At 45.7% G+C, this 19,822-nt stretch carries 21 protein-coding genes; 1 reads left to right on the top strand and 20 read right to left on the bottom strand.

Going from position 1 to position 19,822, the window contains the following annotated elements; translation table 11 throughout:
• Positions 1-89 precede the first annotated feature (89 nt).
• The 11 genes from MHH93_RS05770 to MHH93_RS05820 form a co-directional block, all read right to left on the bottom strand.
• Positions 90-689 carry a nitroreductase family protein gene (locus tag MHH93_RS05770; RefSeq protein WP_036670536.1) on the bottom strand — a complete coding sequence of 200 codons (600 nt, stop codon included), beginning with the start codon at positions 687-689 and terminating at the stop codon, positions 90-92.
• Between the two features lie 168 nt (positions 690-857).
• Positions 858-1,109, bottom strand: a complete 252-nt coding sequence (locus MHH93_RS05775; RefSeq protein WP_500053200.1) for a YczO family protein — start codon at positions 1,107-1,109, stop codon at positions 858-860.
• 136 nt (positions 1,110-1,245) lie between these two features.
• Positions 1,246-2,094, bottom strand: a complete 849-nt coding sequence (locus tag MHH93_RS05780) for an AraC family transcriptional regulator (protein WP_500053337.1) — start codon at positions 2,092-2,094, stop codon at positions 1,246-1,248.
• 78 nt (positions 2,095-2,172) lie between these two features.
• Positions 2,173-2,721 carry a glutathione peroxidase gene (locus MHH93_RS05785; protein ID WP_062833964.1) on the bottom strand — a complete coding sequence of 183 codons (549 nt, stop codon included), beginning with the start codon at positions 2,719-2,721 and terminating at the stop codon, positions 2,173-2,175.
• A gap of 103 nt (positions 2,722-2,824) precedes the next feature.
• Positions 2,825-3,298, bottom strand: coding sequence for a GyrI-like domain-containing protein (locus MHH93_RS05790; protein ID WP_500053338.1), 474 nt, complete (start codon positions 3,296-3,298; stop codon positions 2,825-2,827).
• A gap of 132 nt (positions 3,299-3,430) precedes the next feature.
• Positions 3,431-4,327, bottom strand: a complete 897-nt coding sequence (locus tag MHH93_RS05795) for a carbohydrate ABC transporter permease (RefSeq protein ID WP_500053201.1) — start codon at positions 4,325-4,327, stop codon at positions 3,431-3,433.
• Positions 4,328-4,345: 18 nt separating this feature from the next.
• Positions 4,346-5,227, bottom strand: coding sequence for a carbohydrate ABC transporter permease (locus MHH93_RS05800; RefSeq protein WP_278295597.1), 882 nt, complete (start codon positions 5,225-5,227; stop codon positions 4,346-4,348).
• A 281-nt stretch (positions 5,228-5,508) separates the two neighbouring features.
• Positions 5,509-6,825 carry an ABC transporter substrate-binding protein gene (locus tag MHH93_RS05805; RefSeq protein ID WP_500053202.1) on the bottom strand — a complete coding sequence of 439 codons (1,317 nt, stop codon included), beginning with the start codon at positions 6,823-6,825 and terminating at the stop codon, positions 5,509-5,511.
• A 169-nt stretch (positions 6,826-6,994) separates the two neighbouring features.
• The gene (locus MHH93_RS05810; protein ID WP_500053203.1) at positions 6,995-7,846 is read right to left on the bottom strand and encodes a response regulator transcription factor; all 852 of its coding nucleotides are present in this window, start codon (positions 7,844-7,846) and stop codon (positions 6,995-6,997) included.
• Positions 7,847-7,870: 24 nt separating this feature from the next.
• Positions 7,871-9,691 (bottom strand): sensor histidine kinase, encoded by a 1,821-nt coding sequence (locus tag MHH93_RS05815; protein WP_500053204.1) that lies wholly within the window; start codon positions 9,689-9,691, stop codon positions 7,871-7,873.
• A gap of 210 nt (positions 9,692-9,901) precedes the next feature.
• A complete protein-coding gene (locus MHH93_RS05820) occupies positions 9,902-10,669 on the bottom strand; it encodes a helix-turn-helix domain-containing protein (protein WP_500053205.1) in 768 nt (255 codons plus the stop codon).
• A gap of 152 nt (positions 10,670-10,821) precedes the next feature.
• On the opposite strand from MHH93_RS05820, the gene MHH93_RS05825 reads away from it, so the two are divergent.
• Positions 10,822-13,086 carry an FAD-dependent oxidoreductase gene (locus MHH93_RS05825; RefSeq protein WP_500053206.1) on the top strand — a complete coding sequence of 755 codons (2,265 nt, stop codon included), beginning with the start codon at positions 10,822-10,824 and terminating at the stop codon, positions 13,084-13,086.
• Between the two features lie 134 nt (positions 13,087-13,220).
• On the opposite strand, the gene MHH93_RS05830 is transcribed toward MHH93_RS05825, so the two are convergent.
• The 9 genes from MHH93_RS05830 to MHH93_RS05870 all read right to left on the bottom strand — a co-directional run bounded on the left by MHH93_RS05830 (position 13,221) and on the right by MHH93_RS05870 (position 19,784).
• Positions 13,221-13,643: a DUF1801 domain-containing protein gene (locus MHH93_RS05830; protein ID WP_500053207.1), complete on the bottom strand. Its 423-nt coding sequence runs from the start codon at positions 13,641-13,643 to the stop codon at positions 13,221-13,223.
• A 20-nt stretch (positions 13,644-13,663) separates the two neighbouring features.
• A complete protein-coding gene (locus MHH93_RS05835; RefSeq protein WP_500053208.1) occupies positions 13,664-14,464 on the bottom strand; it encodes an aminoglycoside phosphotransferase family protein in 801 nt (266 codons plus the stop codon).
• A gap of 17 nt (positions 14,465-14,481) precedes the next feature.
• Positions 14,482-14,757 (bottom strand): hypothetical protein, encoded by a 276-nt coding sequence (locus tag MHH93_RS05840; RefSeq protein WP_500053209.1) that lies wholly within the window; start codon positions 14,755-14,757, stop codon positions 14,482-14,484.
• A gap of 176 nt (positions 14,758-14,933) precedes the next feature.
• The gene (locus MHH93_RS05845) at positions 14,934-15,473 is read right to left on the bottom strand and encodes a GNAT family N-acetyltransferase (protein WP_500053210.1); all 540 of its coding nucleotides are present in this window, start codon (positions 15,471-15,473) and stop codon (positions 14,934-14,936) included.
• Between the two features lie 204 nt (positions 15,474-15,677).
• Positions 15,678-16,865 (bottom strand): glycoside hydrolase family 5 protein, encoded by a 1,188-nt coding sequence (locus tag MHH93_RS05850; RefSeq protein ID WP_500053211.1) that lies wholly within the window; start codon positions 16,863-16,865, stop codon positions 15,678-15,680.
• A gap of 209 nt (positions 16,866-17,074) precedes the next feature.
• Entirely contained in the window at positions 17,075-17,491 is a 417-nt protein-coding gene (locus MHH93_RS05855) for a hypothetical protein (protein ID WP_500053212.1), read from the bottom strand.
• Positions 17,492-17,517: 26 nt separating this feature from the next.
• Positions 17,518-18,546, bottom strand: a complete 1,029-nt coding sequence (locus MHH93_RS05860) for an alpha/beta fold hydrolase (RefSeq protein WP_500053213.1) — start codon at positions 18,544-18,546, stop codon at positions 17,518-17,520.
• A 60-nt stretch (positions 18,547-18,606) separates the two neighbouring features.
• The gene (locus MHH93_RS05865; RefSeq protein ID WP_500053214.1) at positions 18,607-19,242 is read right to left on the bottom strand and encodes a hypothetical protein; all 636 of its coding nucleotides are present in this window, start codon (positions 19,240-19,242) and stop codon (positions 18,607-18,609) included.
• Positions 19,239-19,784, bottom strand: coding sequence for a GNAT family N-acetyltransferase (locus tag MHH93_RS05870; RefSeq protein ID WP_500053215.1), 546 nt, complete (start codon positions 19,782-19,784; stop codon positions 19,239-19,241). The genes MHH93_RS05865 and MHH93_RS05870 overlap by 4 nt, the downstream gene beginning before the upstream one ends.
• Between the last annotated feature and the right edge of the window lie 38 nt (positions 19,785-19,822).

Raw genomic sequence — 19,822 nt, forward strand, 5'->3', positions numbered from 1 at the left:
AAAGCCTCGCTTCATTGGATTACGATCAACTATCATCGTATCAAATTGAAGCGAGGCCGTATGTGGTTAAATGTTGGGAAAAACGAAGCTTACTTGTGTACTTTTACGCGCTCTTCAATCGGTTGAAATTCTTTCTCACCCGGTGCTGCCGTTGGTTTACCAAATGGCATCTGAGCGATCAATCTCCAGTTCTCAGGAATGTTCCATTCTTGCTTCACTTTTTCGTCAATCAACGGATTGTAGTGCTGCAAAGATGCACCCAGACCTTCTTGTTCCAAAGCAGTCCAGATTACCAGTTGCAACATACCGTTGGATTGGTTAGCCCAGATCGGGAAGTTATCTGCATAAGCTGCAAAATTCTGTTGAAGCTGTGCGATCGCATTGTTATCTTCAAAGAAGAGAACCGTACCATATCCGCTGCGGAATCCAGTCATTTTCTCTGCTGTGGATTTGAAGGCTTCTTCATTGCCTACTACTTCACGCAAAATTTCTTCTGTGTGATTCCACAATTTATCATGTTGTTCACCAAGCAATACAACAGCACGGGATGTCTGTGAGTTGAAGGACGTTGGTGTATATTTTACCGCTTCTTCTACGATTTCCTGGATTTTAGCATCTGAAATTGTAGATTCCTTGCTGATTCCATAATAAGATCTTCTGTTTTTCAACGCATCAAAAAAAGTAGTCATTCTTATTCGCCTCCCAAATTTTTTAATTCATTTGCCAACATAGTAACTATAATATAGTAACATACATTAGTCAACAAACTAATTTATTTTCACTAAATATACATTCGACAAAAAGTGACAGATGTATGCTTAAAGCAGTATGCTCATATCAGCCATTGGAGTTAACTTTCACTCGCTCCCCTTTTTGCGATAATCCGCCCGGTATTTCTCTTCGGTAGACGAGTTGCTTTTTGTCTGATCTTTATTCTTCTCTTCCTGAGCTTCCATATTCAGATCTTCCATCGGAATTGGATCTACAGTCTGTTCTTCTTCATACTGGTCAAGCAGACTTTCGTGCTCTGTCTTAGATTGTTCGGGATTGTCACGGGATTGATCCTGACGGGGATCGCTGTTATTCTGATCCGGTGTGCGCTGTTTCATTCATATTCGCCTCCTCTGGGTTCATTACCTTTCTTTACCTGTTCTGCGTGTCCTCTAAACACAGTGGAATGCATTGCTCAAACGAAATTCAACAAAAAAAGCCAACCAGACAAACTGGTCAGCTTACAGATGACTTCTATGATTGGCGATGCAATTGGGTACGGTACAGATCAGGCGAACATCCCACACTTTGTTTGAACATCCGGCTAAAATGCGAAAGGCGCTTGAAACCGGACAATCGACTTGCTTCTGTCACGGTGATCTCAGGCTGAAACTGAAACAAAAGCTTCGCCTGATTGATACGGCGGTCATACAGGTATTTGAATACCGTCAAACCTGTCATTTCCTTAAACATGCCTGCCAGATACGGCTTGGACAGATGTAATTCCAGTGCCAAATCATCCAGACCAATATCCTTCATATAATGGGTATCCACATAACGAATAATGTGTTGGATATGGCGTTCCCTCTCCGATGAGGGAAGTTGTTCCTGGACATCACCCTGGCAGATCTCTGCTACAAAATACAACAGATCACACAGTCTGACATTCATGCGCTCTTGTCTGAAATGGCTCTGACTCTGAGACAGACGATGAAGATCATGCAATAGAGCTTCGAATTCAGAGCGGTTATCTCCCTTCAGATTGACCCGACAGTTTCTGAGTTCTTCGAATGGTCTCAGGACCTCAACCATACGGTCCGGATGCAGGCTGCTGCGCATGGCAGATGGATCAAAATGCAGTGTACTTCGCTCATAAGCACTGCCTGGCTTCGGATGTGGTCGATGAAGGGTCAAGCCATGCATTAATACCAGATCACCCGGCTCCAGATTGTATACCCGGTCTCCTATGATATAGGTACATTCTCCATCATGAAAATAATAAATCTCATAATGTGGATGTGAATGGAATCCATCTGACTTGCCTGGGTTAAACGTGCTGGTGGATCGGTAACTATACTCCAGTGAAGCACTAAATTGCATCATGCTCGGCACATTCATGCACCTCCTGTTCGGAAGAGGAACGATTCGTGTGATGTCCCTGTAGGATATATGAAAGTGAAATTATAGAAGCTGCTTAATACTCTCTTGAATCTCGTCAATGGAGTCGATCGGTTCGAAGCGTCTAACCACACGACCTTCTGCATCGATCAGGAATTTCGTGAAATTCCATTTGATTGCATCTCCGTGTAACCATTCTGGCGCTTTATCGGCCACCATCAATTTCAATAGTTTAGCCTGTATATCCGTTTCATCAAATCCGGCAAAAGGACCAGATCTTTTCAAAAAGTCGTAGAGCGGGTGCGCCGCTTCTCCATTCACATCAAGTTTCGAGAACATCGGAAATTTTACACCATAGTTAATCTGACAGAAGGATTCTGCTTCCGAACTGCTTCCAGGCTCTTGCTCTGCAAACTGGTTGCATGGGAAACCAATAATCTGAAGTCCTTGATCCTTGTACTGGTCATACAGCTTCTGCATGTCATCAAACTGGTGTGTATATTTACATTTACTTGCCGTGTTTACGATAAGCACAGGTTTTCCTTCATATTGATAGAGTGGGAAACGCTCTCCACTGGTTCTGGTTACGGTAAAGTCGTAGATGGTTGGCATAAGTCTAGTGCACCTCGCGATAGTTATGTAGTCATACAGCATCATATGTCATTGTTCATTATATACGAAGTTTGAACGATTGTATTGCGGAAGATTGCCGAGATTATGATTGCAAAGCTACATATATATCTATTTCATTATTGGGACTTTCCGGTTGGTAGCGCTCATCCCAGATTTCAAAATCATAACACTTCGGTTCATGTCCGGTCTCATCAAGCAACTGTCCATATATATAATCGTATGTATCACCAATCTCTGACTCAATCCCTCGATGCGTGCAAGTCACATACTGGCTGTCAGGGACGTCATGACTTATCATCCCGGACGGGACGTTCTCCAAACTAGTTACTTCATATCCTATTAGATGTGTGAACTTATCGACCTTTGCATTGAAATTTTCGTTCATCGGATAGATCTGCATCAACATGACGTAGTTATTTTTTCGATGATGAATTTCCTTCTTTCTCTCCACTAACTTATGATAATGGCTCTTGCCCAGCCCTGATTCAAACTCTTCTACCGTCGCTTCGATTGAATATCCTATAACGTGAAAAGCAGGCAAAGTGATGACTTTCATTTCCAAGAGAATCGCCTCCATTGGATAAACTTAGATCATGAATTAATTCTCCCTTTCAACAGAAAACCCTTCTGCCGCGAAAATTTCCTCGTCAGCAAAAGGGTTATATTGGGAGTTACTGTGAACACAACTTCAGCCCTTCACGGCACTTCCGGCCACGCCCTGAATGATATAATGCTGGCCGACCAGAAAAACGATAATCATCGGAATAATACCTGCCGTGGCAGCGGCCATCATGCCGTTGTAGTCGACATTGTTCTCCAGAATAAAGTTCTGCAGACCAAGCGGCACGGTGTACAGATCTTTGTCGATCAGGAACACGAGCGCATTCTCATAGTCATTCCAGTGCCAGGAGAAATCGATAATCGCCAGTGTAGCCAGCGCTGGCTTCGCCAAGGGCAGAATCAGTCTGAAGAATATACGCAGGTGACCCGCACCATCGATAAACGCCGCTTCCGAAATTTCCGATGGAACCGACAGGAAGAATTGCCGAAGCATAAACACCCCAAAGATCGTGAACATTCCGGGCAGGATCAGGGCCCAATGCGTATTATAGATGCCGACCCATTCAAACATCAAAAACTTGGGCACAAAGAGCACCTGCGGCGGCACCATCATCATTGAGAGATAGATGAGGAACAGTGTCTCCCGTCCTTTGAATTGAATCCTTGCGAAGCCATAAGCTGCAAACGCCGAGAGAAACACAGCTCCGATCGTGCTAATTAACGATATTTTCAACGAGTTCAGATAATACGTGGCAAAGGTATCCGCCCCGCTCCAGACCTTGATATGATGCTCCCAGTTCAGGCTGGAGGGTATCCACTGGATGGGATAGGTGAAGACGTCCGCAGGAGATTTGAACGACGTGCTGATCATCCAGATGAACGGCATAATCATCAGCAAAGCAAATCCGGACATCAGAAGCGTCAGTACGATCTTCCGAATCTGGGTGATAGACTCCCTGCGGACTTTAACTTTAGGTGATTGCGGAACTATAGGTTTCACGTTCGCAGCATTTATTTTCTCCATAACGATTCCCTCCCCTCCTTAATAGTGAACCCAACGTTTCTGACCGAGCCACTGCAACACAGTGAAGATCATGATGATGGCAAAGAGCGCCCAGCTAATGGCGGCAGCGTATCCCATCTCGTAATAGCGGAAGGCATTCTGGTAGATAAAAAGCGACAGCACCGTTGTACTATTTCCCGGCCCACCCTGAGTTATGGCCTGAATAATGCCAAAGTTTTTGATCGTCATAATCAGCCCTGTAATCAGCAGTAAAAAGGTAGTCGGGCTTACAAGCGGCCAGATCACTTGGCGTATCGTCTGCCAGGGGCGGGCTCCATCAATGCGTGCTGCCTCGACCAATTCCTCCGGGATTTCCTGCAAAGCGGCCAAATAAATAATCATGTTGTAACCCAGCATGAACCAGATCCAGATGATATCAATCGCGTACATGGACCATTCAGTTGTCGACAACCAGCCCGGTGGATTCGTAATACCAATGCCACGCAAGAAACCGTTTATTGGCCCTGACGATGGCTGGAATAACAACATCCAGACAAAGGCGATGGCAACGCCGCTGGTGATATAGGGCATGAAATAGAGGGCGCGCAGCGTTTTTTGCCAGTACACCGACTTGTTCAGAGCCACCGCCACGATAAATGCCAACCCCATCGATATTGGAACCGCTAACAAAAATACAAATGTATTTCGAAGAGCCACCCCAAACAAATCATCATTCATCATTCGGCGGATATTGTCCAGCCCCACAAAATTCGTCTCGGGGCTCATGAACTTGTAATCCGTGAACATGAGATAGAATGAATAAACAGCCGGTATAATAAAAAACAACAGTACGCCAATCATATTGGGCCCAATAAACAGATACCCGAGCCTGCTCTGCCGTTTCATCCAGGATTTATGCATATGCTCCCCCACTCCTTAACATCTGTTCTGGAATTAAGCATAACAAGATGTCCTTTAACTTTTAAGGAACATAACCCCGCTCCTGATATCACAGAACTATGTATATTGACAGTGCCTTCCGGGAGTATATCCACATGGAAATGTTCTATTTTCCTTAGGCGGGATAACACTATATCACGTCATACCTCTAATGCTCTTTTTCGTCTAATGGTGTATTGCTTATATAGAAAAGAAAATAACCGCCCCAATGGGACGGTCTTTGGACTCATTTCTTTTGCATTCTATTGATTCTGCTTCAACCAGTCATTATGGCGTTTGACCATGTTCTGTACCGTAACTTCGGCAGTCTGGTTACCAAGGAAGAACTTTTCATACTCCTGTGCACGCAGATCGACCACTTCCTGTGCAATGCTGCGGACAAACGTAGGTGTTTCGTCACCGTACAACACAAATTCCAGTGACTCTTTGTCATAAGAATCTGCATAATCACCGAGCAGATGATCAATGGCAGTCTGTTGATCAACTGCATTCGAGGAAGGCAGACGTCCACCGGCAGCCATCGGCATCATTCCCCCATCGGCATACCATTTCAGGAACTCCCATGCGGCTTCTTTATTTTTAGACTTGGAATTGATCGCAATAAAGTCACCAAGTCCTCCACTCTTCACCATATCTGCTTCCTGTGCAGCCAATCTCGGTACAGGAGCAAAGGCGATTTTCCAATCACGAGGAAATTCGGTCATATTGTTTGACGTACGGATCAGCCATTCGCCGATATTAATCATGGCAGACTCGCCGCCAAGGAACATGTTCTCCACCGGCATTTTGGAAGTCAACTGCTCACCAAGTGGTGGTGTGGTTGCATCCTCTTTCATCATTCCGTTCAATGTCTCCAGCCATTTGGTAACGAGCGGATCGTCGAGGTTGGAAGTGCCGTCCGCCTTAACATAGCCATTCTTCACCAGAACGGAATCGAGCGGGTCCACATAGGAAGCGGTATGCTGCACCAATCCGTACTTGAAACCGACATTCTTCAGCTTGAGTGCATATTCACGGGCTTCATCCCAAGTCCAGGCTGTGGGTACGCTCAGTCCCGCCTGATCAAGCGCTTTCATATTTAAAGCGAAGAAAGCAGCATTTTTCTTGGTCGGCATCCCGTAATATTTGCCGTCCACTTTCCAGGAAGCCGCATCTTCACCCATTTTCTCATCAATGTTGTAATCGGTGAACTCGCCCAGATCCAGTGCTGTTCCGCCTTTGATACGTTTATCCAGATTGGTGAGGGTATAGTTGACATACAGGTCAACGTTCTGACCAGTAGACAGCGCCGTATCCAGCTTCAGGTTACCATCGTCGTCATTCACGAACCTTACATACTCCACCTGAATATCGGGATGCTCCGCATTCCAGGTATCCACGACTTCCTGCGGACCATTCTCGGGCGGCACCGCGCCCCACATGGTGAGCTTCACTTTTCCCGCTGCCGCTCCACCTCCGTTATCTCCACCGTTCGTCTCATTTTTACCCACACAGCCGGCAAGCAAGCCCAGCATCAGCGCACCTACGATTAACCCGGTTAATCCTTTTTTGATTCTCATCTGGTCACATGACCTCCCTGAATTGAAGTGATGCCTTCCGTTATATCGTAGCAGGGACCTTGCTGGGTTCATAAGATACATATCCATGATTCGGATTGAACAAAAATACGGATTTACCCTACCTTGTCTAAGCACTCGGTACACATATTCCTTCTACTCATCCTGTAAATCAAGAGCGGTGGCGGTACTGGCTAGGCGTGCAACCGGTCCAACGCTTGAATATTTTGATAAAATAATTATCGCTTCCGAACCCTACCCGATAACCGATCTCCTGTACAGGAAGATCCGTCTCACGTAAATATTCAGCCGCCTTCTCCATCCGTACCCCATGCAGGTAATGAATCAGGGTATGACCGGTTTTCTTTTTGAACAGAGCACTCACATAATTCTCGCCCATCATCACGTACCGTGACATGGATTTGACGGTAATGTCCTGATCGTAGTGCTGTCCAATATATTCAATTATTTTGCTAATCTCCGGATGCTTCACAATCGGCTCACGAACGGGCGTGAAAGGAAGATCAATCTCAGAAGACGGCGCAGATGAGACGGTAAGAGAATCAGGCGAAGCTGGCGTTGATGTGAGAACCGGTGTGGACGATGGCTCTTCATGTTGAGTGTTCTCTGTCCGGGCTTCCTCCGAAGCCCCCAGTTCCGCACTTACTTTACGGAGTGTATCACGCAGTGAATTCACACTCATCGACAGCTTTAGAATATAATTCGAAGCCCCGTATTCCATCGCTCGTCGTACATATTCGAACTCCCCCATACAGGTGAGCATCACAAATTTGGTTTTCAACCCGGCCTGACGGGTCTGCCTGAGTAATTCCAGACCGTCCATGCCCGGCATGATAATGTCGGTCAGCACCAGATCAGGTGTATCCTGTATGATCATGGCCAGCGCTTCGGTCCCGTTACCGGATTCTCCGATGACCGTGAAGCCCAGCTCCTCCCAGGAAATAATCTCTCGCACCGACTCCCGTACAAATACCTCATCCTCTACAAGCAATACTTTCCACATGCCAGATTCTCCCTCTCCAGTCAGCTAGTCTGATCGCTTCTGTACGTAAGGCGTCGACAATAAAAAAGGAATGCTGAACCTCACTAATGTCCCTGGCTCGGAATCGATCACTTCAAGTTCACTTTGGCCTTTGAACAATAACCGTAATCGCTCCCTGAGGTTGGACAGACCAATCCCCGGACGCGTGCGGGTTGTCTGCTGACGCCGGGATTCCGCCATTCCAATTCCGTTGTCTGCCACCTCCAGCATCAGCATGCCTGTGTCTTGCCTATAAATTCCGATGCGGATCTGACCAAGTTGCTCCAGTGGCCCGACACCGTGATGAATGGCATTCTCCACCAGTGGCTGCAAGCTCAGCTTGGGCACCAATGCATATTCCAGTTTATCGTCAAACTCACAAGTCACCTCAAAACTATCGCGGTACCGAATCCGCTGGATATGAAGGTAGGCTTGAACCAACTCGATCTCATCCTTCAGGTATACCAATTCGACCTGTGAATTCAGGCTGACTTCCAATAACTTGCCCAAGGAAACACACATCTCGGAGATCTCTTCATTCCCGCTGCGGATCGCACTCCATTTCATTGTATTCAGCGTATTCAGAAGAAAGTGCGGATTCATCTGGGCCAGGAGCATGTGAAAATGTACCGCTTCCTTCTGGCGTTCCTCCGCCTTGAGTCTGTTGATCATCTGATTGGCATCATCCAGCATCGTATTAAACGTACGTGTCAGTTCCAGTACTTCCCCTCGGCTGCGGCCTTCGGGAATACGAATCTTGAGGTTTTTGCGGACAACCTCCCTCATCTTATTCTGCAAGTGCGACAAAGGGCGCGTGAACGTTGCCGAGATCATAAAAGCCATCACTACAAATGCAGCTGTGAAACCAAAAAAGGTCAAAAAGTAACGCTGCTTAAGCTCGGATATTTCTGTAAACAGAATGGAAAGTGGAATGCGATTCACCATATACCAATCCAGTGATTCAATGTACACGTAATTAATCAGCGTATCCGATGCTGGATCGGTCAGATAAGCCTGGGCTGGATGAAGAGCTATTTCACGCGTAACGTCCGGGGAAAGCACTGCTGTTTTGGAAGAACTAGCTATGGTCTCTCCACTACCTGTAATAAGGTAATACTCCTGGTTGCTCTGTGAATCCTTCAGCATGGTCTGGAACCAGTAGGAATAATCGATGCTAATTCGTGCCAATCCGTATCGCTTGCCGCCGCTATCTTTCATGTAAGCATACAGTGACAACAGATACGGGCTGGAGGATAACTCTCTGAGCACAGGGTTGGTATCCCTCGCATCCCAGCGATAGAAGAGTTCTTCCGGTTGAAGCGGCTGTGACTTTGCACCGCCTTGTGGAAAGGTTATTTCACCCAACCGCTCACGAAATTGTTCCAGATAGGGGCCATAGTTCAGTGCATTTTTCGGCAAATACGAAGTGTAAACGCTATCATGAAAATCCAGCAAGGTAAAGTATACCGAAGGATTATATAGAAAAAAGCTGTTATTGATCATTTTGAACTTTTCCTCCACCAGTGACTTATTCTCCAGCGGCGTGCGACTGTCCGGGGAGGTTAGCACACTTCTTACCGCGGAATCCTGTTCCAGAAAAATGAGTGTTTTGAAGGCAATGCTCATCTGGTCCTCCAGAGAGCGGTACATCTGGACGAGTTGTTCATGACTCTGCTCACTGATTTTCTGCTCGACCAGCGATTCAATCTGCTGATAATTGTAAACATTCAATGCGCTGAACGGCAAGAGAATCAAAACGACAAACGCACCGAACAGGCGGTACCTGAGCCGCTGTGGCAACCAATTCTTCCAATGTGGCTTCTTCATTCCTTTGGCTCGCTCCCCTGCAATTAATGACCCCCATTATAGCATCTGCCTGCCATTTAGAGCCGATGGCGAATGATTTGCATGGTTTTGTGATATTCGCTGTCTGCTTACATGTGAAATGCACAGATATGTTCTATTGGTGTTACAAAAACTTGATGGTTCGATAGTTCGATTGAATGAATGGATGGATGGATGGATGGGACCCTTACCTTACACTTGATGTCGTCTCCGATATTCCGATGGGCTTATTCCTATGGTGGACGAAAATACACGGCTTAGATAAAATCCGTTCTCATATCCACATCTCTCGGCGATCTGTGTAAGGGTCAGCCGGCTATCTGCCAGCAAATCTTTTGCCTTTTTGAGACGAATCGCTTTCAGATAATCAGATGGTGTCTCTTGAAAGGCCTCCCGGAACCTCCGGGTAAGCTGGACCGGACTTAACGCCAGGTGTTCCGCCAACGTTCGAAGACTAACTGCTTCACCTGCCCATTCCTCCAACAACACTGCCGCTTCAGCCATTAGAGCATCCTCTGTGAACTTCGTTTCCATTAGCCTGCTCTGTCTTCGCTCCCATTGGTGCAGTCGCCACAAATCCATCATCAGATGGGTTTTCCACTCTGTTGTAGCCTCATCGTTGTCCTCGCTCGCCAGACGCAGATAGGCATAGGTAGAAGCCAGACGCTTCGTATCATTAATGAGGGATTTTCCGATTGGAGGCAGGAGGTTCTCAGTATCTACGGAGTTACAACGGAACAACATATAGTGAAATGTCAGCGGGGTTACTGTCTCTCTGCGAAAAGGAACGCGGGGTGGGCACAACACCAGATCAGCAAAACCCGCCTCTCCGGTCTGCCCGTCAATCTCGTAACGAAATACGCCCTCTTCCACGGCAAAGACGACCCAAGCGTCGTAGATATCTTCTGCCAGAGCAAATTCAGCTTTCTTCTTCCAGTAGATGTGATTAAGAAGCTCCATGACACACCTGCCTTTGTTATGAAATAAAGTATATGCTCGATGATAATATAGTGTATTTGAAAAGTAAATATATAGAACTAATATGAAATTATAGATATGAAACAAGAAATCTTAGCTAAGGCTTATCCATATTCAATGAGAGAGGTGTCCGTATGAAGCATGAACTCGTTACACCGGATATTACCGTCATCGGGGGCGGGCTTGCCGGCGTATGCGCTGCTATATCTGCAGCCCGGCTGGGCCAACAGGTCGCTCTGGTGCAGAATCGTCCTGTACTCGGCGGTAATTCCAGCAGTGAAGTCCGCGTATGGGTCTGCGGCGCTACCGCCCACGGAATTAACCGCTATGCGCGCGAGACTGGCATCATGGGGGAACTGTTTGTAGAGAATCAATATCGTAATCCGGAGGGCAATCCTTATCTCTGGGATTTGATCATTCTGGAAGCCGTTCGAGCTGAATCCAACATCAGCCTGTACCTGAACACGGATGTCCATGAAGTTGAGGCCACTGGGGATGGAGAGGAACGTATGATCACCTCTGTTACCGGGTGGATGATGGGCTCTGAGCGCAAAATCCGATTCGAAAGTCAGATCTATCTGGACTGCACGGGCGATGGACTGGTTGGCTTTCTGGCAGGTGCCAAGTTTGCACTCGGCCGGGAAGCCCGCAGCGAATATGGTGAAGAATGGGCGCCTGAGGTGGCCGATCAGATCACGCTGGGCAGTACGCTCCTCTTTTATACCAAGGATACGGGTGCGCCTGTCCGTTATATCCCGCCCTCTTTTGCCAAGGATATCACACAGACGAGCATTCCGATTCGCCGGGTCATTCGCAGCGGGGATTCCGGTTGTCATTACTGGTGGATCGAATGGGGCGGTGAGCATGACACCGTTCATGACAATGAGCTGATCCGTGATGAACTGTGGTCCGTGATCTACGGGATCTGGGACTATATCAAGAATTCCGGCAAATTCGAAGCCGACCATATGACGCTGGAATGGATCGGTTCTCTGCCTGGCAAAAGGGAGTACCGCCGCTTCACAGGTGACTATGTACTCACCCAGAACGATATCATCAGCCAACGGGAGTTCCCGGATGCCGTTGCTTTTGGCGGCTGGTCCATCGACCTGCATCCCCCGCAGGGCATGTACGCCGAAGCGAGCGGCTCGAAGCATATGCATGCCGACGGCGTATATCACGTGCCGTTCCGCTCCCTGTATTCCGCAAATGTGCGGAATATGCTCATGGCCGGACGCGACATCAGCGCATCACATGTCGCCTTCGGCACAACGCGCGTCATGGCGACATGTGCCGTCATCGGCGAAGCCGCAGGTACGGGCGCAGCGCTCTGCGCGGCCATGGGGGTGTCGCCGCGCGAGCTGCACGCAAGGCATCTGGCGGTGCTGCAGCAGACGTTGCTGCGGCAGGACGCATCCATCATCGGGGTGCGTAGCCACGATGAGCTGGATCTGGCCCGGCGTGCCAAGGTCACAGCCTCCAGCACGCTGATGGGCATCGCTCTTGAGCAGCCTGGCGAGACGTACCCGCTGGGTACGGATGTTGCCCTGCTGCTGCCTGTGCATCCATTGCTCAGCGGCCTGGAGCTGCTGCTGGATGCATCCGGCGATACCATGTTGACGGTAGAGCTATGGGATACGGGGCGTAAGGAGAACTACGTCCCGCATTCGTTACAAGTTACGGCGACTGTTCACGTTCCAACAGGGACTAGGCAGTGGGTGAAGCTTCCGCTCGAATGGAGACCGGAAGAACCGCAAAATGCTTTTATAATCATCCGGGCCAATGAAGCCATCACCCTCTATCATTCCACGGAAGCACACAACGGGGTACTGATCTTCTTCAGAACAGAAGAAAACCATGTGTCCAAAAATCTGGAGGATCATGCCACGGATCAACCTGTTGTCTTGTGGTCCATGCAGGGATTGGCGCGTCAGCCCTTCTGCTGTCGTACCCTCGCTGAGACTACCGCCTTTTCAGCGGACAACACGATCAACGGTTATCATCGACCATACGGTGGGCCACAGCAGTGGATGTCCCAGCCGATGCAGTCTGGCAAGCCGGAATGGATACAACTGACATGGGAAGAGCCACAAACTTTGGCCGAACTGCATTTGACGTTCAATGATGACGTGAACGAGGATCTGGTTAATTTGCATCACCATCAGACGACATTCCGTGTGATGCCTGAACTCGTTCGGGATTATAGAGTCGAGGTATGGGCTCAGTCTGGCGAGTGGATCGAGATTATCAACGTTACGGAAAACCGCAAAAGAAAAATCATTCATCGCCTGGATGTACCTATGTACGTGCAATCGCTTAAGGTAAGCATTCATGCGACCAATGGCAGCAAGTACGCGGAGTTGATCGAGATTCGGGCGTACGGGGAAGGTAAACAGTAGGAAGACTCAAGCAAAAAGACAGGTTGTCTTGATCATCAAGATAGCCTGTCTTTGCGTCATCATGTTCATGCGATAGATTGAAGAGTTTTATTCTCTCCGGTGATTCAGCTTGTTGGTAGCCGTAGCCTGTAGAGTTAGTGATCCGGATAGGTTTGTTTTAAGAACTCAACAGACTGCACGATTAGTGCCTTCAATACATCCACATCAATGTCTGCTACCTTGTTGATGTACACACACGCTTTGCCTGTTGTATGTTTGCCAAAGTCCTTAAGGAGATCCTCACGTTCACTATCCCCCGTAGCAAAATATAAACTGATCTTCGCCTTTCGTGGCGAGAAACCTACCAGTGGTGCATCGCCTTCGTGTCCCGATTCATATTTGTAGTGGTATGTACCGAATCCAATAATACTTGGTCCCCACATTTTTGCTTCATAGCCTGTCGTCTCCGTGAAGATATCCAATAATTGATAGGCATCCTTCCTTTTTTGAGGAGATTCGATCTGTTCAATAAATTCAACGATACTTTGGTCTGTTGCGGTTGTTTTTGGTTTGTACATTAAGAAATTCACTCCTTGATTTAAGTCCAGTCATCAAAATGTTTTTCCAGAAAAATAACTTCTTTCTCGTAGTGTGCGAGATGACCCTCTTCGACCATTTTCATAAAAGCGACATCTCCATCAGCCGCACGATCAGCTAGCGTCTTGCACATAAAACGAATGCGGGATACAATCCATTGCTTCAAATCCAGCGGTAGAGCAACTCCGTATGTGTTCATAAATAATTCAATGCGTTTCTTCCGAACGGCTGCGTGCGCTTCACTGCAATAAGGGATAACCTCCTTACCACTCATCTGAGTTGGAGGAGAAAAATTTGCCAGCGGAACGCAAGTATATAATGTATAGGCAATATCCCACAGGCGTGGACCCGGGCCTACCATATCGAAGTCAATAATTCCCTGTGGCACGCCATCCTTAAATACCATGTTGTATAGTGCAAAATCGTTATGACACATGACCTCATGTTTCTCTGTATTAGAATAAGCGTTGCTGGATTGAGCATCAGTTAAGTATGTAGCAGTCGCATCATGATAGGTTCTCAAAAGTCTTGCGATTCCCTTTAGCGATTCATCCGACCACATGTACGCTTCAATCTCGGGATAGTCATTGCCTGGAACGATTCCCTCGAGGTAAGTAAGTATTGCTCTTCCCTCTTCATCTACTCCCAGATATCGAGGAGCATGATCGTATCCAACTTTTTCGAGATGCAACAACAGCTCCTGCACATAAGGATCAGGTCTGGTACTCCGGCGAACCGTCGCTCCGATTCTGACAACCTGATTCACATTACCTCCCGTTAATACTTCCTCCTGTTCGGACACTTTCATTCCTCCTCTGGCTAAACTTCCTTGCTATGCCTATGATTACGATTTTTCTTGTAACTCCCCGGAAATCCCGCAACCAATAGTATGAATCCAACGAAGAACATGAAGTATACAAGTAAACCTGTTGAATGCTCGTTCGTCTGAGCGAACTGGGGTACATTGGTTCCTCCCGAAGCATATCCTGCTTCTACTATAGCAACAGATACTCGTATTGAGATTCTCTCTATTGTCGAGATAAACACACTGCCAACCATGAGAATTACACCCAGAATTTTATTGATATTATTCATAATACGCCTCCTTCATTAAACGCACACCCTATTGCATACGCTTTATCCGCTTATGTGACTTTCGATTCTCTATTCCATATTCCTGCATTTATGTCCAAATATGTTCCATTTTCATTCTCATCATAACAAAATAGCGCCGTCATCTCTGACGTCGCTGTTGACGCTCTCTGAATAAGTTACGTAGCCACCACTTGGTGCAGATTCATACTATTTTCGATAAAGGCTGACCGTTCAACATAATACAGATCATACATCTGTTCATTCCTATTAATCCGTTGATAGACTTCTGGATACACATCATTGGCTAACTTAACATAAGGCAGTTTTTGTACCGCTTTTCTGGATCTTATATTCTGCTTGCGTATCTTCATAAATACCGTTTCAATCCCATGTTCCAGAAACAATTCAACAAAGAAGGCTGATTTGGCTCTTTGGCTATACCCATTTCCAAAAAACGGTGATCCTATCCAGGTGGCTAAAAAACCGGTTTGATGCTCGATATGATACAGATCAATCGTACCAATAGGCTGCCCTGTTTCATTCAAAATCGTTCGGGAAATCGCCGTCTTTTGTTCTTCTTCAGCCATCAACTGTTTAGTCAGGAATAGATATTCCTCATACGATTGGCATGCATAACGAACGTAAGGAAAAACTGCGGGGTCCATCATAAAGCTGTACAGTGAATGGCATTCCTGCAAATCACGTTTTTTTAACATTCTGTCTACCACCTAGTCCTTATAGTTCGCTATATCAAGCAAATTAAGTATATAAAAGCTATTGTGGTATTTAATGAATTCTGTATATGTCTTATGTAAAATGCATTGGCAAATGTTGTTTAGATCACCTACCGGTAGCACAAAAAAACGGCATGTCCCTTTTGTAGGAACACGCCGTTTGCACAGATTAAGCTAGTTCGTCTATTATTGCATACCTTGCATAATCGCATTAATGATGTTTTGTTGCGTCACGGTATTATTCTGACGGTTAAACAAGGCGAACCCATGTTGACCGTTATGCCCATTGTCCCAATAAACAGGAACCATTTTGTATTTCTTGGCTTTTGCTGTAACTGCTTTGGCGTATGCAGCACGATAAACATTGTTGCTGGAATCGTACGATGTTTTATCAATCGAGCCGAATTCACCAATCACCACAGGATAGCCCTGAGTCACAAATTTATCGTACATGGACTTAAACTGCGATTCCAGATAGTCCTCTTGCCCCCAAGTAGACTTCTTGGCAGGATTCGTTGCCGTTGCACCCCACTGCGTTATATTTCCATTTTCTTCACCTGCAAAATCCCATGGGGAGTAATAGTGTGCCGAGATCATGATTCTCTTCTGTGAGCTAGGAATTGCGGAGGATCTGAAATTATCTGTCGGAAGGGCAAAACCATAATTACCAACTGTGAAGTCAATATTGGTGTTCCAGCCCGGAATCAACAACCATCTGGCATTGTTGTTACCTCCAGTCTGACGAACCGTATCCACGAAGATTTGATTGTAGGCGTTCAGATTGGCATAATATGCCGAGTTCGGGTTGCCATAGTTGCCGTCGAATACTTCATTCATGGATTCAAAGATAAGACGATCATTATAGTTGCTGAACTTGGTAGCAACCTGCTGCCACACCTTTTTATACTTTTCTTTAATGGCCGTCTGATTGCCACTATTCACGAGCAACCATCCGCCCTGTACAGAATTGTAACCATCACCATGAATATTGATAATGACATACAGACCTTCATTGTAGGCATAATCTACAACTTGCTGAATTCGATTCAGCCATGCCGCATTGATTGTATAATTGGGAGCGCTTCCAATGTTATTCAAATAGGAAATGGGAATACGAATCGACTTGAAGCCCGCAGCTTTCACTTTTTGAATCAGTGCCGGAGTCACCGTAGGATTGCCCCAAGCTGTCTCACTCGGTGTGCCATTTACCGCTGCTTCCAGCTGATTACCCAGATTCCAACCTGCACCCATCTCAGCCACCACTTGCGAAGCGTCTGCTGCTGATGCTTTGGGGCTCCATCCGGTGAAGGCCACCGCAGCAACTAACATAAGGGCCAAGCTGCTGACGCCAAATTTCTTCCATTTTTTAAACATAACCATACCTCCGCTTATTCAATTATTTTTTAACAAGCAGTGCAGTTAATCTATTATTTACAGATTGAATGAATCGAGAATTCGTGCCTCCTCTCCTATCGATCAAACAAATGAAATTTTCGTCTTTCACCAACATAATAACACATTTATGGAAAATAAAGCGATATCTTTATTGCTCTTTTTTGACGATTTACTACAAAATAATCCATCTATCCGTTTAACTTAATTGCTTGAATATGTTCTTGATCAAAATCAATCATCATGATGTGATCGTGCAGGATATTATCTCCGCAAGATATTGTTGCGCCGTAGTCGGCTATACTGTTAAATGTGATATCCACGCGATAGACTTCAATCTCATTAAACCAATTCTTATGTACCTTTTCATGAAGTTCATTTTCATAATATTCTCGAAAGACAGTCTCACAAGTTGAAAACCACTTGATGTAGTCTTTTATTTTAATGACAATTGAATCTAACGGTGTAGTTGTGGACACATATATTCGGAAGTCATTTAAATCCTCATCCTGTATGCAATGTTTAAAGATTTGCACAGTATGTGACAGAGTATAACACCGATAACTCTCATCACTCTCTTCTTCAAGCTCAATGAATTCACTTAACAATATGATCTTGCTCCTCTCTATGCATCTTAAAATAGCTCATTTAACCATTTTACGAATTTATCTTTCTCTTCAAACTGTGGGTAATGCGCTGATTCGTTGAATACAATGAAGTCTTTGATCGGTGCATCAAACACATCAAAATAAGCACGTGCTGCATTCGCAGTGGTCATATAATCATATTTGCCCATCACAAAATAACTAGGAATCTCCAGATGATCCACAATATCGGGTACATTTTGATCAAATGCTTCCCTTAGTAAGATGTCTTGCGAACTGAAAATCCCTGAATAAAAGCGAATGATATCCAGCCCATTGTACTCGGGACTAAATAGGAATCCTGAAATATAATCTCTATTCTCATGGATGAGTCTGGCTGAGCCGCCGTACTTTTGCACAAGAATTCTAGGTGTGAGTTCCTCTCCTTGCTCGATCGAGTCACGAACTAGCTCCAGTTTTTGTACATCCTTTGCATTTCCGGCTTGTTTCGCTTGTTCTAACGTGTACTCCAAACTCTCCCGTTCGCTCTGAAGCGTATCTGCCATCTGCCCAATGCCAATATAGGCGTGAAACTGAGTTGGCGCCTTAGCCGCAGCTTTCATCCCGATGTATGTACCAAATGAATGACCGATTAATATAACCTTCTCTTGATTTAACTCCTTAGATACATAATCACTTAACGCTAACAAATCATCTACTAATACATCTGTCGTCAGTTTCGAGTAATCCTCAAAAAAGTGATAAGACTTTCCGCTCCCACGTTGATCATAATGCACTACAGTGAAATGTTGCTCAAGCTCCTGCTGATACTTTCTAACGTAAGGAATCTCCGAGCATCCTGGCCCACCATGTACAAAAATAAGAATGGGGTTACTCCGATTAACACCCCTAATCATGACCTCGTGACCTGCGCCGTTGATTTCGATCTGCTCTAACATGCTGATGCTGTTTTCCCCTTTAATTTGGGATGTCCATGTGGGAAATATTAAAGCTACGATAAGCATCAAAATAATACTTAATAAGCTGTACTTGAGTGTTATACGGATTTTTTTGCGCATGTAAAGCTCCTTCATTGATAAGTTTCATACATTTCGTATGTAATTCTACCAACGGTTTCTTTATCGTAACGGATACAGCAATTTAATGGTTTCTTTCATCAGCTCTTCTTGGAAGATGAAATTATGATCGGCTCCTATGATACAAAGAATTCGTTTTCCTGGATGAGCTTCAATTGTATTTTTGACTCTTTGAACCATAATCTGATTACGGACCACCCAGCGAAAGTTCTGTGCCTTCGCATTCACCTGATACAACCATTCATATTTTTGTCTGGTTACCCGATCGAACTCTTTTGAATTAAAAGGAATCTCGCCAAATCGATACGTCTCCATCTGTTCCGCAAACCAATGATTATCCCGCTGTTCAAGTTCCTGGCGTTCCTCGCCCGAATAATCGTTAAATGGATCAAAAGCATTCCACACATCCAATTCAAACCAATCAATAGGGACAAATGGAATGTTACGCTCCTCGCACAAAGGGAATACCAAATCCCAATATTCACTGGCCGGTTCTCCCCAGTATCCTCTATCATGTGTGTCCTTCTGATATCTCAACCAACTCTGTGGATGCACTTCACCACAAACAAGATCTGGCTTAAACTCAGTTATCACATTCTTGTAAAGGGAAAGCGAACAATGATATCGCTCCCTGAGTTCTGGATTATGAATGGTGCCAAGTATGCCAACCGTTGTCATGTGCCCAGCTCCTTTATCATGTGTATATCTTTCGGCTCTTTATCATAAAGTTCTTGATCAATCTCACTAGTAATCTGGCTGCCCTGGCTTTTGTAAAAGGATACTGCCGATCTCGTCTCTGTGGAGGAGATATACAGATACTGTGCGCCGCGTTTCTTAGCCTCCTCACCTAATTGATTTAGAATACGTTTTCCAACGCCTTGTCTTCTGTACCCGCGTGAGACATACATCAAGTCAACTTGTAATTGATTTTGTTCTCTTCCTCTGAGTTGATGTGCCAGCACTCCAAATCCAATGAATTGATCATCAGCAAACGCGCCATATGCCATGCCACCTTGTTCTAATTCGTAGATGTATCGATTTTGAATCTCCTCCAAAAGCTTTTCATCCCAGTCTGAGCACTCATGATTTTGTTTTAGCTCGACCAATCTGTTCTCTCTCATTTCATAGATGAGATCTATATGTTCCGAACGATCTATTGCCTGCAGTTGATTCACATCATCCAGGGTCAACGTTCTATACGTTATCATGGGCGTTGCCATCTCTCCTTCAGTTTCAAAACAGATTTCCTCCAACGACA

This window comes from Priestia sp. FSL H7-0729 (assembly GCF_038005685.1).
Lineage (GTDB): Bacteria > Bacillota > Bacilli > Paenibacillales > Paenibacillaceae > Paenibacillus.

Bases quoted from the DNA above. Each gene is read 5' to 3' on its own strand.
- MHH93_RS05785 (WP_062833964.1), bottom strand. From the start codon at position 2,721: ATGCCAACCATCTACGACTTTACCGTAACCAGAACCAGTGGAGAGCGT.
- MHH93_RS05870 (WP_500053215.1), bottom strand. From the start codon at position 19,784: ATGGCAACGCCCATGATAACGTATAGAACGTTGACCCTGGATGATGTG.
- MHH93_RS05780 (WP_500053337.1), bottom strand. From the start codon at position 2,094: ATGATGCAATTTAGTGCTTCACTGGAGTATAGTTACCGATCCACCAGC.
- MHH93_RS05850 (WP_500053211.1), bottom strand. From the start codon at position 16,865: ATGTTTAAAAAATGGAAGAAATTTGGCGTCAGCAGCTTGGCCCTTATG.
- MHH93_RS05830 (WP_500053207.1), bottom strand. From the start codon at position 13,643: ATGTACAAACCAAAAACAACCGCAACAGACCAAAGTATCGTTGAATTT.
- MHH93_RS05770 (WP_036670536.1), bottom strand. From the start codon at position 689: ATGACTACTTTTTTTGATGCGTTGAAAAACAGAAGATCTTATTATGGA.
- MHH93_RS05790 (WP_500053338.1), bottom strand. From the start codon at position 3,298: ATGAAAGTCATCACTTTGCCTGCTTTTCACGTTATAGGATATTCAATC.
- MHH93_RS05775 (WP_500053200.1), bottom strand. From the start codon at position 1,109: ATGAAACAGCGCACACCGGATCAGAATAACAGCGATCCCCGTCAGGAT.
- MHH93_RS05815 (WP_500053204.1), bottom strand. From the start codon at position 9,691: ATGAAGAAGCCACATTGGAAGAATTGGTTGCCACAGCGGCTCAGGTAC.
- MHH93_RS05840 (WP_500053209.1), bottom strand. From the start codon at position 14,757: ATGAATAATATCAATAAAATTCTGGGTGTAATTCTCATGGTTGGCAGT.
- MHH93_RS05825 (WP_500053206.1), top strand. From the start codon at position 10,822: ATGAAGCATGAACTCGTTACACCGGATATTACCGTCATCGGGGGCGGG.
- MHH93_RS05795 (WP_500053201.1), bottom strand. From the start codon at position 4,327: ATGGAGAAAATAAATGCTGCGAACGTGAAACCTATAGTTCCGCAATCA.
- MHH93_RS05805 (WP_500053202.1), bottom strand. From the start codon at position 6,825: ATGAGAATCAAAAAAGGATTAACCGGGTTAATCGTAGGTGCGCTGATG.
- MHH93_RS05865 (WP_500053214.1), bottom strand. From the start codon at position 19,242: ATGACAACGGTTGGCATACTTGGCACCATTCATAATCCAGAACTCAGG.
- MHH93_RS05800 (WP_278295597.1), bottom strand. From the start codon at position 5,227: ATGCATAAATCCTGGATGAAACGGCAGAGCAGGCTCGGGTATCTGTTT.
- MHH93_RS05860 (WP_500053213.1), bottom strand. From the start codon at position 18,546: ATGCGCAAAAAAATCCGTATAACACTCAAGTACAGCTTATTAAGTATT.
- MHH93_RS05810 (WP_500053203.1), bottom strand. From the start codon at position 7,846: ATGTGGAAAGTATTGCTTGTAGAGGATGAGGTATTTGTACGGGAGTCG.
- MHH93_RS05820 (WP_500053205.1), bottom strand. From the start codon at position 10,669: ATGGAGCTTCTTAATCACATCTACTGGAAGAAGAAAGCTGAATTTGCT.
- MHH93_RS05845 (WP_500053210.1), bottom strand. From the start codon at position 15,473: ATGTTAAAAAAACGTGATTTGCAGGAATGCCATTCACTGTACAGCTTT.